Source organism: Craurococcus roseus (genome assembly GCF_039523795.1).
Taxonomy (GTDB): Bacteria; Pseudomonadota; Alphaproteobacteria; order Acetobacterales; family Acetobacteraceae; genus Craurococcus; species Craurococcus roseus.
Genome location: NZ_BAAAFZ010000046.1, coordinates 105,315 through 121,379, shown reverse-complemented (window position 1 = coordinate 121,379; position 16,065 = coordinate 105,315). Strand labels below are relative to the sequence as shown.

At 73.5% G+C, this 16,065-nt stretch carries 15 protein-coding genes; 5 read left to right on the top strand and 10 right to left on the bottom strand.

The window, feature by feature from the left end; all coding sequences use genetic code 11:
• Positions 1-47: 47 nt before the first annotated feature.
• Positions 48-1,004, top strand: coding sequence for a hypothetical protein (locus ABD067_RS15140; protein ID WP_343896180.1), 957 nt, complete (start codon positions 48-50; stop codon positions 1,002-1,004).
• On the opposite strand, the gene ABD067_RS15135 is transcribed toward ABD067_RS15140, so the two are convergent.
• The 6 genes from ABD067_RS15135 to ABD067_RS15110 all read right to left on the bottom strand — a co-directional run bounded on the left by ABD067_RS15135 (position 1,001) and on the right by ABD067_RS15110 (position 6,176).
• Entirely contained in the window at positions 1,001-1,960 is a 960-nt protein-coding gene (locus ABD067_RS15135) for a tripartite tricarboxylate transporter substrate binding protein (protein WP_343896179.1), read from the bottom strand. The genes ABD067_RS15140 and ABD067_RS15135 overlap by 4 nt on opposite strands.
• The gene (locus tag ABD067_RS15130; RefSeq protein ID WP_343896178.1) at positions 1,957-2,976 is read right to left on the bottom strand and encodes an NAD-dependent epimerase/dehydratase family protein; all 1,020 of its coding nucleotides are present in this window, start codon (positions 2,974-2,976) and stop codon (positions 1,957-1,959) included. Before ABD067_RS15130 ends, ABD067_RS15135 begins: the two co-directional genes overlap by 4 nt.
• A 75-nt stretch (positions 2,977-3,051) precedes the next feature.
• Positions 3,052-3,669: a metal-dependent hydrolase gene (locus ABD067_RS15125; protein WP_343896177.1), complete on the bottom strand. Its 618-nt coding sequence runs from the start codon at positions 3,667-3,669 to the stop codon at positions 3,052-3,054.
• A 124-nt stretch (positions 3,670-3,793) separates the two neighbouring features.
• The gene (locus ABD067_RS15120) at positions 3,794-4,414 is read right to left on the bottom strand and encodes a phosphohydrolase (protein ID WP_343896176.1); all 621 of its coding nucleotides are present in this window, start codon (positions 4,412-4,414) and stop codon (positions 3,794-3,796) included.
• Entirely contained in the window at positions 4,415-5,176 is a 762-nt protein-coding gene (locus ABD067_RS15115; RefSeq protein WP_343896175.1) for an MBL fold metallo-hydrolase, read from the bottom strand.
• A gap of 4 nt (positions 5,177-5,180) precedes the next feature.
• A complete protein-coding gene (locus ABD067_RS15110; RefSeq protein WP_343896174.1) occupies positions 5,181-6,176 on the bottom strand; it encodes an asparaginase in 996 nt (331 codons plus the stop codon).
• Between the two features lie 148 nt (positions 6,177-6,324).
• Here ABD067_RS15110 and ABD067_RS15105 point away from each other — a divergent pair, with 148 nt between their 5' ends.
• A complete protein-coding gene (locus ABD067_RS15105; protein WP_343896173.1) occupies positions 6,325-8,085 on the top strand; it encodes a thiamine pyrophosphate-dependent enzyme in 1,761 nt (586 codons plus the stop codon).
• On the opposite strand, the gene ABD067_RS15100 is transcribed toward ABD067_RS15105, so the two are convergent.
• The 3 genes from ABD067_RS15100 to ABD067_RS15090 are packed head-to-tail and all read right to left on the bottom strand — an operon-like array spanning position 8,082 to position 10,961.
• Complete coding sequence (locus ABD067_RS15100) at positions 8,082-9,407, bottom strand: TRAP transporter large permease (RefSeq protein ID WP_343896172.1); 1,326 nt, start codon at positions 9,405-9,407, stop codon at positions 8,082-8,084. The genes ABD067_RS15105 and ABD067_RS15100 overlap by 4 nt on opposite strands.
• Positions 9,407-9,901, bottom strand: coding sequence for a TRAP transporter small permease (locus ABD067_RS15095; RefSeq protein WP_343896171.1), 495 nt, complete (start codon positions 9,899-9,901; stop codon positions 9,407-9,409). Before ABD067_RS15095 ends, ABD067_RS15100 begins: the two co-directional genes overlap by 1 nt.
• A 4-nt stretch (positions 9,902-9,905) precedes the next feature.
• Positions 9,906-10,961: a TRAP transporter substrate-binding protein gene (locus tag ABD067_RS15090; RefSeq protein ID WP_343896170.1), complete on the bottom strand. Its 1,056-nt coding sequence runs from the start codon at positions 10,959-10,961 to the stop codon at positions 9,906-9,908.
• A gap of 270 nt (positions 10,962-11,231) precedes the next feature.
• On the opposite strand from ABD067_RS15090, the gene ABD067_RS15085 reads away from it, so the two are divergent.
• The 3 genes from ABD067_RS15085 to ABD067_RS15075 all read left to right on the top strand — a co-directional run bounded on the left by ABD067_RS15085 (position 11,232) and on the right by ABD067_RS15075 (position 15,588).
• A complete protein-coding gene (locus tag ABD067_RS15085; RefSeq protein WP_343896169.1) occupies positions 11,232-12,821 on the top strand; it encodes an AMP-binding protein in 1,590 nt (529 codons plus the stop codon).
• 91 nt (positions 12,822-12,912) lie between these two features.
• Entirely contained in the window at positions 12,913-13,845 is a 933-nt protein-coding gene (locus ABD067_RS15080; protein WP_343896168.1) for an AEC family transporter, read from the top strand.
• 24 nt (positions 13,846-13,869) lie between these two features.
• Positions 13,870-15,588, top strand: coding sequence for a thiamine pyrophosphate-binding protein (locus ABD067_RS15075; protein ID WP_343896167.1), 1,719 nt, complete (start codon positions 13,870-13,872; stop codon positions 15,586-15,588).
• A 4-nt stretch (positions 15,589-15,592) separates the two neighbouring features.
• Here the strand turns inward: ABD067_RS15075 and ABD067_RS15070 are convergent.
• The coding region (locus ABD067_RS15070; protein WP_343896166.1) for a methyltransferase domain-containing protein at positions 15,593-16,065 on the bottom strand (473 nt) is incomplete at its 5' end.

Below are 16,065 nucleotides of genomic sequence, written 5' to 3'. Positions count from 1 at the left end.
GCAGGCGCGTCCTGCGCGCCACCGCCGCCGGTCTCGCAGCTGGCGCTTTGCCCGCCTTCGCCGCGCGCGCGGCCCTGCCGCTGAGCCCCGCCACGCTGTTGGTCCCGGGGCCGGACGATGGGGCGCACGAGCGCTGGTCCGCCCGATTGGCGGCGTTCCTTTCGCGCGGCGCCACGGCCGCCGCCATGGCGGTCGCACGGGTGGAGCGCAAGGTCCTCGGCGGCCCGGACGGCGTCACCGCCGCCAACCGCTTTTCCGCCTTGGTCGAGCCCGACGGACGGACCTCGCTCGTGCTGAGCGGCGGTGCGGCGCAGGCGCGGCTGGTCGGCGACCCGCGCGCGCGCTTCGACGCCGCCGGCTGGCTGCCGGTTTGCGCCGCCGAAGGCTTGGCGGTGGTGGCCGGCCGCGTCCCCCTGCCCGCGGCGAGTGGCGGCGGGGTCGTGCGCGTTGCGGTGTGGGGCGCCGGTTCGCCCGCCGCCACCGCGCTGTGCGGGCTCGGCATGATGGGGCTGCACGCCGTGCCGGTCACCGGGCTGGCCCCCTTGCAGGCTGAGGCCGCGCTGATGGAGGGGAGTGTGGACGTCGTTCTCCTGCACGGCCCCGACGTGCCCGCCCGCCTTTCGGCCCTGGACGCGCAGCCGTGGTTCACGCTCGACGCGGCGGGCGCGCGCGACGCCGCCCTGCCGGACGTGCCCTGCATGTCCGAACTGGCGTCGGGCCCGACGGTGCTGCGCGCCGCCGTGCAGGCCGCCGCCGCCGCGGCGCGGCTGCACGCGGCGCTGGTGCTCCCCGCGCTCACGCCCGCCGAACGCGTGGCGTCCTGGCGCGCCGCCGTCGCCCGCTGGTCGGAGGAGGAGGCGCGCGTCGCCGCCGCGGCCGGGATGCGCGTGCTGACCGGCGCGGAGGCCGCGCCGCTGCTGTCCGCTGCGCTGGCGCCGCCGACCGAAGCCGCGCTCGCCTACCGCGACTGGCTGCAACAGCGCTTCAACTGGCGTGCGTCCTAGCGCTGCGCCCAGGGCGTGCGCCGCCAGAGCTCCTTGTACCTGGCCTCGTCCCGCCGCAGCCGCGCGAACCAAGCCTCGCCCGGCTCGAAGGCCGGCTCGGTGAAGCGCCCTTCCAGAGCGCGCACGAACTCCGGGTCGCGCGCGATGTCCTCCGTCGCCTCGCGCAGCCGCGCCAGGATCGCGGGCGCCGTGCCGGCCGGCGCGACGACGCCGCGCTCGGATGCCATCTCCACCGGGAAGCCCAGCTCGCGCAGCGTCGGCACCTCCGGCCGGAAGCGGCTGCGGCGCGGCCCGCCCTGCGAGAGCATCCGCATGTTCTGCGGCGTGGCGGTGACGGCGCCGAGGTTGAGGCCGATCAGGTCCACCTGCCGCCCGAGCAGCGCGGCGCGGAGCTGCGGGTCGCCCTGGAACACGACGTGGTTGAGCCGCACGCCCGCCGCCTCTTGCAGCAGCACCAGTTGCAGGTGGTCGTCCGTGCCGACGCCCGGCGAGGCGTAGGTGATCCGGTCGGGCTCGGCGCGGGCGCGCTCGATCACGTCCGCCAGGCTGCGGAACGGGCCCTCGGCGTGCGCCGTGATGGCGCTCGGGTCGGTGACGAGGTTGGCGATGGGCGCGAAGTCGTCCAGCTTGAACTGCGCCTGCCGCTCGATCGGGATGGTGACGAAGCTCGGCATGTTGGTGGTGCCGAGCGTGTGCCCGTCCGGCCGCGCGCGGGCCACGGCGCCGAGCGCCAACTCGCCGCCCGCGCCAGGCCGGTTGCTGATGACGACGGTGCCGCCGAGGCGCTGTTCCAGCGCCCGGCCGTAGCTCCGCGCGTCGAGGTCGGTGCCGCCGCCGGCGATGAAGCCGACCACGATCTCGATTGGCCTTTCGGGGAAGCGGGCCGTCTGCGCGATGGCCGGCGCGGCGAGCAAACCGCTGGCCGCCGCGAGGATGTTCCGCCGCGTCGCGCTCATGCGCCCGCCCTCCCTTCGTTGCCGTCCCGCCACGCGATGAGGCGCCGCAGCCCCTCGCGCATACCGACCTCCGGCCGCCAGCCGATGGCGCGTTCCGCTTCCTCGTGCGCGATGCGAAAGGGGCCGCCGGAGGTGAGCCGCACCTTGCCGGGCTCCTCGCCGACGAACTCCGGCGCCGGCCCGCCGCCGGCCAGCTCCGTCACCAACCGCACCAGCTCAAGGGTGGTGATGGGCTCCGGGCCGGAGCAGTTCACCGCGACACCGGTCGCGGCGCTTTCGAAGGCCATGCGGTTGGCGCGGGCGAGGTCGCCCACATAGACGAAGTGCTTGGTCTCGCTCCCGTCGCCGAGGACCTGGGGCGCAAGGCCGCGCCGCACCCGGTCGATGGTCTCGATGATGTAGAGCGCGTTGGCCGCCCGGTAGTGCTGCCGCTCGCCGTACACGGTGGAGTAGCGCAGCGTGACGTGGTGGAGCCCGTGCTTGCGCCCGTAGTCGCGGCAGAGCTGCTCGCCGATGATCTTGCTGGCGCCGTAGAGGATGGCGGCGGGCGGCGCGCCCTGGCTGTGGAAGGGCGTCGGCTCCACCAGCTCGCCGGACACCCCCGGCCCGTAGCCGTACACCGCGTTGGACGACGCGAACACCGCCTTGCGGACGCGGTTCGCGCGGCAGGCCTCCAGCGCGTTCTGCACGCCGCGGATGTTCACGTCGAGCCCGCCCCAGGGGTCGCGGTCCATGGACAACGTCATGTAGGCCGCGAGCAGCAGCGCGCCCGCGGCGCCCTCCGCCGCGCGCAACAAGTCCGGCAAGCGCATGACGTCGCCGCGCACGAGGCGCAGCCGCGGATGGTCTCGCAGGTGCGCGACCGCCTCCTCCGACCCGAACGCGAAGTTGTCGAACAGCACGACCTCCGCCGCGCCGTGGTCCAGCAGTTCCGCGGCGGTGGCGGAGCCGACCAGGCTGGCGCCGCCCACGAGGAGGAAGCGGTTGCCGGCGATCGGCACCGCGGCGTCTGGCATGGTTTCGCTCCCTCGTCTTCGTCGTTGGGCCGCATCCAAGCGCGGCGGAAGGCTGAGGCCAAGGGAGTCGCCATGTCAGCCTCCGCGTCCCGGTGCCCGCTGGGCCGCCCAGTTCTGTCGCGCGGGCGGCGCCGGCGGCGGCGCGGGCGGCGGCCGGGGCAGCGGCTCCGCTCCGCGCTCCAGGCGCAGGCCCACCCGTTGCAGCGCGGCGCGCGGGTCCGGCGGGTCCGGCAAGGCGGACCAAGCGGCGACCGACAGGACCAGCGCCACCACCAGCGGCTCGAAGGGCGAGCCGCTGCGGCAGAGCGGCAGCGCCCACGTCCCGCGCAGCGGCCAAGCGAGTCGCAACCCGCCCGGCGTCAACAGGTCCGCGAGCAGGTGGCTGAGGTAGCCGACGACGACCGGCGCCGCCCAGGCGCGCGGCACCCCCGTCCCGTACCGCAGCGCCGCCCAGCAACCGACCAGCGCCAGCAGCGAATGCGTCACGCCGCGGTGGCCGAACACCGCGGCGACCACGGTGGAAACGGGCCGCAGCCGCCGGCCCGCCCAGGATTTCGGGTGGTCCACGTCCGGCAGCAGCGCCCCCGCGACCGCGAGGCCAAGGCCCAGCGGTCGCAAGGCGTCCTGCCCGAAATGCGGAGCGGCCAGCATCCAGGCCGCGGCGCCGAGCGCCACGTGCGAGCCCGCCATCATGGCCGGGGGCCGCCGGCGGACGGCGGGTGGACGCGCCGCGGGCGCATGGGGGAGGGCTGGCCTGTGCTGTGAACCGGGCTGAAGATTCCAGCCTAAGCCACGGTTTGTCCAATCTTTTTGGAGTTCAGCCCAAGCGGCGCAGCTCCGACAAGAACCGCTCCGCCCCCAGCTCCGGCGGCCAGGGGCGCCAAGGCTCGCCGCCGAAGGCCGCCACCAGCTGGTCTTCTTCGATCATGGCGCCGGTCTTGATGCCGAGCGTCCCGCGCACCTCCTCGCGCGTCCAGCCGGCGACGTGGACGGCCTCGGCCGCCGCGAGCGCCACGTCGCAGGCCTTGTGGGCGCGCTTGGAGTCCGGCGTCCAGGGCGGCAAGGCGTAGCGCAGCGCCACCGCCGCCTGGAGGCGCCGCTGCAACTCGCCGAAGCCCGGGCCGAGGAAGGGCTTCAGCGGCGAGATGCAGTCGAAGTTGATCAAGCCTTCCTCGGCGTCGTGCAGCAGCTCGCGCCGCTGTTCCGCCACCGTCAGCGATGGCCGCGCGCGCTCCCGCCGCAGAGCCAGCACGGCGAGCGAATGCTGCGCGACGGAGAGCGGCGCCCCAGGCCAAACCGAGTGCCCGCCCCAGCGGAAGGTGCGGGACAGGCCGATGGCGAGGTCTTCGTCCGTCCAGTCGAAGGCGGTGGGCGAAAGCAAGTCGAGCCGCCGCCCGGAGGGGAGGCGGACCCAGGCGCGCTGCGGCGGTGGCGGCATTCAGTCCCTTGGGGCTGCGAGGTCGATGGCCGTCGTCACCAGCAGGTCCTCGGAGAACCAAGCGGCGATGCCGGCGCGGCGCTCGCCCAGGTATTCCGGCCGCCCCGCCCCATCCAGCCGCATCGTGAGGTCGTGTCCCGGCACCAGCAGCGTGCCCGGCAGCTCGCGCCACAGCGCCCAGATGCGCTCCAAGGAACGGCGGCTTTCGGCCGCGTCCATGGTCATGTCGGTCGCCATGGAAAGCAGCTCCGCCCGGTTCTTCGCCGCGTCGCCGCTGAACAGCACAGGCGGCGCCCCGCCCGAGCCCGCCATGCGGAAGGCGAGGCAGCCCGGCGTGTGCCCCGCGACCAGGTGCGCGGTCAGCCCCGGCAGGAACCCGTCGCCGTCGTCCAGCAGCCGCAGGCGCGGATGGCGCGCCAAGTCGCGGACGTAAAGCTCCGGGAGCGGGTTGAAGCCGGGCGGCTCCTTCGTCGCCCAATCCATCTCCGCCCGGCCGATCCAGATGTCGGCGTTCGGGAACAGCGTGTAGTTGACCGAGTGGTCCCAATGCGCGTGGGTCAGCACCACGTCCGTCACGCTCCCCGGCTCGCACCGCGCCGCCGCGAGTTGGCGCGCGAATTCCGGCCGCACCCCGAAGGCGCCGACGTCGATCAAGATGCTCCGCCCGCCTCCGCGCAGGAGCGCGATGGTGCTCCAGCCCAGGCCGCCGTGGCAAAGCGACTTGCCGGGGTAGCCCTGGATCAGCACGTCGAGCTTGTACATGCCCCTAGTACTCGCCGAAGATGCGTTCGACCTCGCGCGGGTCGCGCGTGACGGTCAGGGCCAGCGCCAGCAGGATGCGGGCCTTCTGGGGCGTCAGGTTGTCGGCCGGGACGAAACCCGCTTCGCGCAGCTTGGTGGTCGGGAACACGCGACCGCTGCCCGCGCGCGTGGACTGGGCCACCACGACGCCCGCCGCCGCCGCCTCGCCCAGCGCCTCGGCCTCGTCGGGCGTGACGAAGCCCGGCGCGAAGCCGGCGGAGACGATGCCCTGCGCCCCCGCGGCGCGGAACGCCCGCACCGCCGCGCCGTCCGACCCGGCGTAGGAATAGGCGATGTCCACCCGCGGCAGCGCCTTGAGGCTTCGCGGGTCGAACTCCGTGTCCGGCGCCGCCCGGCGCAGCGGCTTGCGGTACCAGGCCAGCCGGTCCCCGTCCGCGTGGGCGAGGCAGCCGAAATCCGGCGATCGGAACGTCTGCATCCGGGAGGTGGAGGTCTTGGTCACCTCCCGCGCCGCGTGGACCTCGTCGTTCAGCACCACCAGCGCGCCGAGGCCCCAAGCCCGCGGGCAGGCCGCCACGCGGATGGCGTTCACGAGGTTCAGCCCCGCGTCGGTGGACAGCGCCGAGTTCGGCCGCTGCGAGCCGACCACCACCACCGGAAGCGGATGCTTGAGGGTGAGGGAAAGGAAGTACGCCGTCTCCTCCAGGGAGGCGGTGCCGTGCCCGATGACGATCCCGGCGAGGTCCCGCTCTTCCGCGGCCAGCCGGTCGCAGATCCGCAGCAGTTCGAGCCACTCCGGGAAGGCGATCTTGGGGGAGGGCACGTTGGCGAAACGCACCGGCACCACCTCGGCCACCTCCCGCGCCTCGGGGAAGCGCTCCAGCAACTCGGCGGCGTGCAGCATCTTGCCCGCCGCGGTGTAGTCGTGGAGGTCGAGCGGCCCGCGGCCCACGGAGGCGATGGTGCCGCCGGTGCCGATGAAGGCGACGCGCGGCCTCATGCGGTTCGCCCGCCCCGGTCGTGGATGGTGCGCATGGCGGCGTTCTCCTGCCGCGCCGTTGTAGTCCCCGCCCGTTCGTTCCGCCACCCCGCCGCATCCGCCCGCGCCGCGCGGCGTTGGCCCCCCGACAGCGGAAGGGACGGGCGCCATGGGCCGCAACGCCAGCGGGATCGTCGTGGACACGCTGATGGCCTGGGGCGTGGACACGGTCTTCGGCATGGCCGGGGACGGCATCAACGGGGTGGTGGAGGCGATGCGCGCCCGCGAGGGCCGCGTCCGCTTCGTGTCCGTCCGCCACGAGGAGAGCGCCGCCTTCATGGCGGCGGCGCACGCCAAATGGACCGGCCGGCTCGGCTGCTGCCTCGCCACCACCGGCCCCGGCGGCCTCCACCTGCTGACCGGCCTCTACGACGCGAAGATGGATGGCGCGCCGGTGGTCGCGCTCACCGGCCTGCCCTACCACGACATAGCCGAGACCTTCACGCAGCAGGACGTGCCGCTGGACCGCGTCTTCGCCGACGTGGCCGTCTACAACGCCCGCATCACGGGCGCGGCGCAGGCCGAGGCCGTGACCGCCCTCGCGTGCCGCAGCGCGCTCGCCGGCCGCGGCGTTTCGCACCTCTCCATCGCCGTGGACGTGCAGGAGCAGGAGGAGGGCGCCGACAAGCCTTCGCCCCGCGGCTCGGCGCAGACCGCCTCCGCCAACCGGACCGACGGGCTCCGCTTGCCGGAACCGGAAGCGGTGGCAGAAGCGGCGGCGCTGCTGAACGGCGCGCAACGGGTCGCCATCCTCGCCGGCCGTGGCGCCCTGGGGGCGCGGGCGGAGCTGGAGCAGGCGGCGCAGCTCCTCGGCGCGCCGGTCGCCAAGGCGCTGCTCGGCAAGGCCGTGCTGCCGGACGACCACCCGTTCACCACCGGCGGCATCGGCCTCTACGGGACCTTCGGCACCCACGCCGCGATGGCCGGATGCGACGCGCTGCTGATCGTGGGCTCCACCTTCCCCTATGTGGAGTACTACCCGAAGCCCGGCCAGGCGCGCTGCGTGCAGGTCGACCGCGACCCGCAGCGCATCGGCCTCCGCGTCGCAGCCGACGTCGGGCTGGTCGGCGACGCCAGGGCCACGTTGGAGATGCTGAACGCCCGCCTGCGACGGAAGGAGGACCGCTCCTTCCTGGAGAAGGCGCAAGGCGAGGCGCGGCGCTGGACGGAAGCGCTGCGCGCCGCGGAGGAGAGCCTGCGAACGCCGATGCACCCGGCGGTGCCCGTGGCGGCGTTGGGCCGCCGCCTGCCGCCCGACGCGGTGCTGGCGACGGACTCCGGCCACCACACCGGCCTCGTCGCCCGGCACGTCCCGCTCCGACCCGGGCACGACTTCGCCGTCTCCGGCCTGCTCGCCTCCATGGCCTCCGGGCTGCCCTACGCCATCGCCGCCGGCCTCGCCTTCCCGGACCGGCCGGTCTTCGCCGTGGTCGGCGACGGCGGCCTCGCGATGCAACTCGGTGAGTTCGCGACGGCCGTGCAGCACCGGCTGGACCTGAAGCTGCTGGTCATCCGCAACGGTGTGCTGGGTCAGATCAAGTGGGAGCAGATGCTGTTCCTGGGCAACCCGGAATACGCCTGCGAGGTGCCGCCGATCGACTTCGCCCGCGCGGCCGAGGCGATGGGCGGGCGCGGCTACACCATCGACGACCCGGCGCGGGCGGACGCGGTGCTGGACGAGGCGCTCGCCACGGAAGGCCCGGTCATCATCCAGGCGCTGGTGGACCCGAACGAGCCGCTGCTGCCCGCCGTGGTTTCCAAAACCTACAAGGAGCACCTGAGCAAGGCGTTGGAGGCCGGCACCCCGGGTCGGGCCGAGATCGAGCGGGCGCTGGAGCGGGAACCGTCCCGCTCCATGATGAAGGGCTAGGTCAGCGCCCGCACCAGCCAGAGGCTCAGCGCCGGGAAGGTCACCAGCAACGCCAGCCGCAGTAGGTCCGTCGCCAGGAACGGCAGCACGCCGCGGTAGGTGCGCGCGATCGGCACGTCCCGCGCCAGCGACGAGACGACGAACACGTTCAGCCCGATCGGCGGCGCCGTCAGCCCGATGCCCACCACCACCAGCACCAGCACGCCGAACCAGATCGCCGTCTCCTCCGCGCTGGCGAGGCCGAAGTCCAGCGCCGTTACCACCGGGAAGAACACCGGCAGGGTCAGCAGGATCATCGCCAATTCGTCCATCACCGCGCCGAGCACGATGTAGGCGAACAGCAGCAGCGCCAGCACGCCGTAGGGCGGGAAATCCTGCTCCGAGATCCACAGCGCCAGCAGGTCCGGCGCTTGGCTGAGCGCCAGGAAGGCGTTGAACACCTCGGCGCCGAGCAGGATGACGAAGATCATCGCCGTGGTCTCGGCGGTGGCGAACAGCGCCGCCCGGACGTCGGCGCCGTTCAAGGTGCGGCGCGCCAGCCCGACCGTCAGGGTGGACACGCAGCCTATGGCGGCGCTCTCCGTGGGCGTGAACACGCCGCCGTAGATGCCGCCGATCACCACCACGGCGATCAGCAGCACCGGGATCACGTTCAGCAGCACGCGCCGCCGCTCGGTCGCGTCGACCCCGCCGCCCGGCGGCGCCAGGGCGGGGCGCAGCCGCGTCAGGACGGCTATGGTGAGCACGTAGAACAGGGTCGCCAACAGCCCCGGCACCAGCGCCGCCATGAACAGCTTGGCGATGTTCTGCTCCGTGCTGATGGCATACACCACCAGGATCACGGAGGGCGGGATCAGGATGCCGAGCGTCCCGCCCACCGCCACCGTGCCGGTCGCCAGCCCGGGGTCGTAGCCGAAGCGCTTGAGCTCCGGCAGCGCCGCGCGGCCGATGGTGGCGGTGGTGGCGACGGAGCTGCCGCACACCGCGCCGAAGCAGGCCGAGGCGCCGATCACCCCCATCGCCATGCCGCCGGGCCTCCGCCCGAACAGCGCGTTCGCCGCGTCGAACAGGTCGCGCGCCAGCCCGCCGCGTTCCGCCAGCGCGCCCATGAGGATGAACAGGGGGATGACGGAGAGCGTGTAGTTGGCGAAGAGGTGGTAGGGCGTGGTCTTGAGGTAGTTCAGCAGCACCCCGGCGTCGACGATCCAAAGGTAGCCGCCCGCGCCCACCAGCAGCATGGCAAGGCCCACCGGCGCCCGCAGCGCGATCAGGAGGAGCAGCGCGGCGAAGCCGATGCCGGCGGTTGCGAATTCCGGCGGCATCACCCTTCGCCCCGGCCCAGCCGCGGCACCCAGGCCAGCGCCGCCAGCGCCACGGCCGCGAAGGCGAGGGCCCCGAAGCCCACCGCCCACCACGTCGGGAAGCCGAGCACCATGGTCGTCGTGCCGCTGCGGAGCGTTTCGCGCGCGCCTTGGAAAAGCCGCTCCGCCAGCAGCGCGGCCGCGGCGGCCCACACAAGCATCCAGAACGCGTCCAGGGCGCCCGCCGCTCGCCGCGGCAGCCAGCCGGTGAAGGTGTCCACCACGATGGAAGCGCGCCGCGCCGTGCCCCAGGCCAGGAAGCCGAGCACCGCCACGCCGGAGCCGAGCGAGACCAGCTCGAAGTCGCCCGGCACCGGCCGCGACGTCAACCAGCGCTGCACGACGCTCCAGCAGGTGAGCAGGGCGACGCCGAGCAGCACCGCCCCGCCGGCGAGGGCGAGGACGCCGCCGAGCCGATCCGTCCAGCCGCGCGGCCGGGAATGCCCCTCGGCCACGCGCTCAGGAAAAGCCCTGGCCGTGCTTCGCCACCAGCGCCCGCGCCTCCGCGAGCAGCGCCGAGCCGTCGAAGCCGCGCTCGCGCGTGCCCGCCTGCCACTGCTCGACCACCGGCTGCGTGGCCCGCACCCAGCGCGCCTTTTCCTCCTCGGTGATGACGGTGACCTGGTTCCCCCGCCGCTTCGCCATCTGCTCCACGACCGGCCCCTGCTCGTCCCAGGGCTTCGCCGCCATCTCCGCGGCCACCATGCCGCTGTTCGCGTCCAGCACCTTGCGCGCGTCGTCCGGCAGCCCTTCGTACTTCGCCTTGTTCATCGCCAGGATGAAGGTGGTCGTGTAGAGCGTGGGGCTGCCCGGGACCTCCGTGTGGAACTTGAGCATCTCGTGCAGGCGCAGCGACGGCACCACCTCCCAGGGCACCACCGCGCCGTCGATCACGCCTTGGCTCACCGCCTCGGGGACCTGCGGCACCGGCATCCCCACCGGCGCCGCGCCGAGCGCCCGCAGCGCTTCGCCGTTCAGGCGCGAAGGGAAGCGCAGCTTGAGGCCGCGCAGGTCGTCCATGGTGCGGACCTCCTTGCGCGCGTGGATGAGCCCCTCGCCGTGCGCCCAGACGCATAGCGGGTGGACCTCCTTGAACTCCTCACGCAGGTGCTTGCCCGCGAACTCCTGCACCGCCTTGCAGTTCACGATCGCCTTCTTGTGCGCCACGAAGGGCAGCTCGAACACCTCGATGCGCGGGAAGCGGCCCGGCGTGTTGCCAGGCAGGGTCCAAATGATGTCCGCCACCCCGTCCCGCGCCTGGTCGAAGAGTTGCGGCGGCGCACCGCCGAGCTGCATGGCGGGGAAGATCTGGATGCGGAGCTTGCCCCCGCTCTCGCTTTGCACCTTCTGCGCCCAGGGCTGGAGGAAGAAGCGGTGGACGTTGCTCACCGCCGGCAGGAAGTGGTGCAGCCTGAGCGTCGTCTCCTGCGCGCGGGCCGGCGCGGCGCGGAGCAGCAAGGCGGGCGCGGAAAGCGCGCCCAGGGCGAGCGCGCGGCGGCGGCGGTCGATCGGCATGGCGGGACGTTCCTCAAGGGCTCTGGCGGCTGCGACCGTTATCGAGGCGGACGCGAACCGTTTCAAGCGCCGGCGGTCCCGCGCCGCGCCCGAATCGCCGGCCTTGCGGTTTGTTGAGGCCGCCGGGCGCGGCCACGCGGCGGCGATAGGAGCCCCGCGGCCCCGGCCGCCCCAGCCACCCGGTGGACACATCGCACCAGGGCGTGTCGATTAGGGCCGCGCGGACGCCGGAGCGGACGGGCCGCGCGCGGTTTGCGGGAGGAGGCGGGAATGGGGGAATTGTTGACCTTCGGGCAGATGCTCGCGGCCCACGCGCGCCTACACGGCGGCCGGACGGGCGCGCGGGACCTGGAACGCGCCACGACCTTCTCGCAATGGAACGGAAGGGCGTGCCGCCTCGCCAACGCCCTGCTCGGCCTGGGCTTGGCGAAAGGCGACCGCGTGGCGGTCCTCGCCTACAACCGCTTGGAATGGGCGGAGATCTACGCCGCGACCGCCAAGGCCGGCCTGGTCGCCGTGCCCATCAACTTCCGCCTCCTCGGCCCGGAGGTCCTCTACATCGTGGAGGACTCGGGCGCCTCGGCCCTCATCGTCCAGGACGAATTCGCGGGCGTCGTCGAGGAGATCCACGCCGGCTTGTCCATCCGGGCCGCGAACCTGGTCCACTTCGGCGAGCGCCCGTGCCCGGCCGGCTTCCGCGCTTACGAAGACCTACTCTCCGCTGCGAGCGACCGCGAGCCCGGCGTGCCGGTCGCGGCCACGGACCCGTGGACGCTGATGTACACCTCGGGCACGACGGGCAACCCCAAGGGCGCCATCCGCAACCACAAGGGCGCCGCCCTGTTGTCCCTCGTCACCGAGATCGAACTCGGCATCCACCGGCGCGACGGGGCCTTGCTCGTGATGCCGATGTGCCACGCGAACTCGCTCAACTTCTTCGGCGCTTTCGGCTACTGCGGCGGCGAGACGGCGATCTACTCGCGCAAGAGCTTCGACCCCGAGCACTGCGTCCGGACGCTCGCCGAAGGCGGCTCCACCTTCACCTCCCTCGTGCCGACCCACTACGCCACGATGCTCGACCTGCCCGGAGCCGTCCGCACGCGCCACGACCTCGGCCGCGTCACCAAGCTCATGATCTCCTCTGCCCCCGCGCGGCCCGAAACCAAACGCGCCGTGATGGAGATGTTCCGGAGTTCCGGCCTGTTCGAACTCTACGGCGCGACCGAGCTCGGCTGGGCCACCATGCTCCACCCGCATGAGCAGTTCACGAAGCTCGGTTCGGTCGGGCGGGAATGCGTCGGTTCGGCGCCGATCAAGCTCTTGGACGAGGCCGGGCAGGAAGTCCCGGACGGCGAGCCCGGCGAACTCTACGCCTCCACCCCTTACCTGTTCGACGGTTACTGGAGGCTGCCGGAGAAGACCAGGGAGGCGTTCCGGGGCGAGTATTGCTCGGTCGGCGACATGGCCCGCCGCGACGAGGACGGGTACATCCACCTCGTCGACCGCAAGAGCAACATGGTCATCTCCGGCGGCGAGAACGTCTACCCGTCGGAGGTGGAAACGGCCCTCGCAGCCCACCCGGCGGTAAAGGAAGTGGCCGTGGTCGGCTTGCCCGACCCGAAATGGGGCGAGCGCGTCCACGCCGTCGTCGTCCTGAGGGACGGCGCCGCGCTGGACGAGGCCGGCCTGCTGGAATGGGGCCGGGACCGCCTCGCCGGCTACAAGCGCCCGCGCTCCTGCTCCTTCGTGCGCGACGACGAGATCCCGCGCAACGCGTTGGGCAAGGTGCTCCACCGGGCCCTCAAAGCGCGCCTCGCGGGGGCGGCCGGGACCGTGGCGCCGGGCGGGGGCGGCGCGTGAGGCGGGCCCGGCGCCGTGGCCGCGCCCGCCGCCGCCGGCGCCGCCGTCCCGCGCTGGCCGGTGGCCGTGGCGTCCGAGGCCGGGCGAGCCCATGCAAGCGGTCCTGAACGCCGTCTTGCCGCTGTTCGGGCTCATCCTCACCGGGTACCTCTGCGGCCGCTTCGGGGTGTTCTCGCGCGCCGCCACCGACATCCTGAACCGCTTCGCGGTGTACCTGGCGCTCCCGGCGCTGATGTTCCTGGCGATGGCGAAGATCGAGCCCGGGCAGGCCGGCCAAACCGGCTTCTCGCTCGCGTTCGGCGGCGGGATCGCCGCGACCTTCGCGCTCGGCTTCGCCCTCAGCCGGTGGCGCGGGCGGAGGGTGGCGCAGGCGGGCATCGAAGGGCTGGACGCCTCCTACGGCAACGTCGGCTTCATGGGCATCCCGCTGTGCCTCCTGGTCTTCGGGCCGGACAGCCTGCCCGCGGCCGTCGTCGCCTCCTTGTTCACGGCCTGCGCGCTGTTCCTGTTCGCCGTCGCCCTCATCGAGGCCGATCTGCGCGGCGGCTCCGGCTTCGGCCGCGCGGCGGGCAGGATTTCGTTCTCGCTGCTGCGCAACCCGCTGTTCCTGGCGCCGCTGGCCGGGCTCGCGGTGGCCTTGGCCGGGCCGCCCCTGCCGGCCCCGGTCGACCGCTTCGCCGACTTGCTCGCCGGCGCCGCTTCGCCGTGCGCCCTGGTCTGCATCGGCCTGTTCCTCGCGCAAGAGGGCGTGGTGGCCAGCGACGCCCCCACGATCGGCGTGCTGATCGGGTTGAAGCTGCTGTTCCAACCCGCCGTCACGGCCCTCTTGGCGGTCCACGTGTTCGCCGTGCCGCCCGCGTGGTCGTACCCGGCGGTGCTCCTCAGCGCGTTGCCGATCGGGTCCGGCCCGTTCACCATCGCCAAGCTCTACGGCCTCAAGACGGGCGTGACCTCGGGCGCCATCCTGGCGTCCCACCTGATCTCGATCGTGACCGTCTCTTTCCTCGTAGCATGGCTCGGATGAGCCGGACACGGAGGTGACCGGACCTTGAAAACAGACCCCGACAGCGTCGCCGGCCTGGTGGCGCGCTCGCTGAAGCGGCGCGGCGTCGAGCGCGTTTTCGCGCTCTGCGGCGGCCACATCATGCCGATCTGGATGCGGCTCGACGCCGAGGGCGTCCGCATCGTGGACGTGCGCGACGAGCGGGCCGCCGTCCACATGGCCCAGGCCCACGCCGAGCTGACGGGCCAACTCGGCGTCGCCCTCGTCACCGCCGGCCCCGGCGTCACCAACGCCATGACAGGCATCGCCAACGCCCACGTCTCGCGCGCGCCCGTGCTCGTCCTGTCCGGCACCAGCCCGCGCGCCCAGGAGAACCGCGGCGGCCTCCAGGACCTCGACCACACCCGGCTCGTGCGGGCGATCACCCGTTACGCCCGCACGGTGCGCGAGCCGGACCTCGCCCTGGCGGAACTCGACGAGGCCATCTCCCGCGCGATGGGCGAAGGCGGCGAGCCCGGCCCGGCCTACATCGACTTCCCGACCGACACCCTGCGCAGCGTCGTGCCGAAGGCGGTCCAGCTCGAGGAGCACCTGCGCCCCAAGCCGCGCCCCGCGGCGGGGCCCGACCCGGACCGGATCGCCGAGGCGGTGGACCTGCTGTGGTCGGCGCGGCGCGTGCTCGTGATCTCCGGGCGCGGCGCCCGCGGCGCCGGCCCCGAGCTGGTCGCGCTGCTGGACCGCCTCGGCGCCGTCTACCTCGACACCGGCGAGAGCCGCGGCCTCGTGCCCGACGCGCACCCCTCCGTCGTCGGCGCCATGCGCGGCGCGGTGATGGGCGACGCCGACGTGGTGCTGACCGTCGGGCGCCGGCTCGACTTCCAGCTCGCCTACGGCTCCCCCGCCGTGTTCGGCGGGGCCAAGTTCGTCCGCCTCGCCGACATCCCGGCGGAGCTGCGCGACAACCGGCGCGGCGCCGTCGAAGTCCTCGCCTCGCCGGCCGAGTCGCTCCGCGCCCTGGTCGAAGCGGCCGGCAACCGCGCGCCCGCGCTCGACCGGGCCTGGGCGACGAAGCTGCGCGCCAGCCACGAGGAACGGGCGCGCAAGCTCCGCCAAACCATGGCGAACGCCCCGCCCGGCGGCGACGGCCGCCTGCACCCGAACCGGGTGCTAGCCGCCCTCCAGGACGCGATGGGCCCGGACGCGATCGTCGTCGTGGACGGCGGCGACTTCCTGAGCTTCGCCCGCGTCGGCCTGTCCGCGCCCGCGATGCTCGACCCGGGGCCTTTCGGCTGCATCGGCGTCGGCGTGCCCTACGGGATCGCGGCGGGCCTCGCCTTCCCGGACCGCCCGGTGGTGGTGGCGACCGGCGACGGCGCCTTCGGCTTCAACGCCATCGAGGTGGACACCGCCGTCCGCCACAAGGCGCCCGTCCTGATCGTCGTCGCCAACAACGGCGCCTGGCAGATCGAGGTCCACGACCAGGCCGTCACCCACGGCAAGGTGGTCGGCACGCGGCTCCAGTTCAGCGACCACGCGGCGATGGCGCGGGCCTTCGGGATGCACGCCGAGCGCGTGGAGACGGAGGAGCAGCTCAAGCCGGCGATCGAGCGCGCCCTCGCCAACCGCCCGGCGCTGATCGATGCGGTGGTCACGCCGGAGGCGGTCTCATCCGACGCGAAGACGGGCCTCGCCTGGGTGCCCGACCTGCAACCGCTGGCCGCTTGGGACGAGGCCGAGCGGAAATGGCGCCGCGGCGGCGCGTAAGCGTTCAGCCCGCCCGTAGGCCGGGCAGGACGCGCGCCAGGGCCGCCGGCGTCCTGGCGCAGACGGCGAGGTTCCGCGCCCGCGCGTCGTCGCGCACCATCTCCGGCAACAGCGGCACGCGCGGGTCGTCCGGGGCGAACCAGCCGTTCACGCGGCCCAGGAACCGGAAGGCGGGCAGCCCCGCGAGCACCAGCATCCGCTCCATCTGCGGGCGCGTGTAGGGGCGCTCCAGCGTGTCGAATTCCCGCATTACGGCGAGGTACTCGGGGCGGATCGGCCCGCGCCGGTTCTCGCCCTCGATCACCACGGCGATCCCGTCCTCCTTTAGCCCGGCGGCGATGTGGGCGAGCGCCGAAACGGGGTCGAGGAAGTGGTGGACGCAGCTCTCCATTACGATGGCGTCGAAGGTGCCGCGCAGCGCCGCGGGCAGTTCCTCGCGCTCGGCGTCCAGCACGAAAAAGCGGCCGCCGGCGGGCG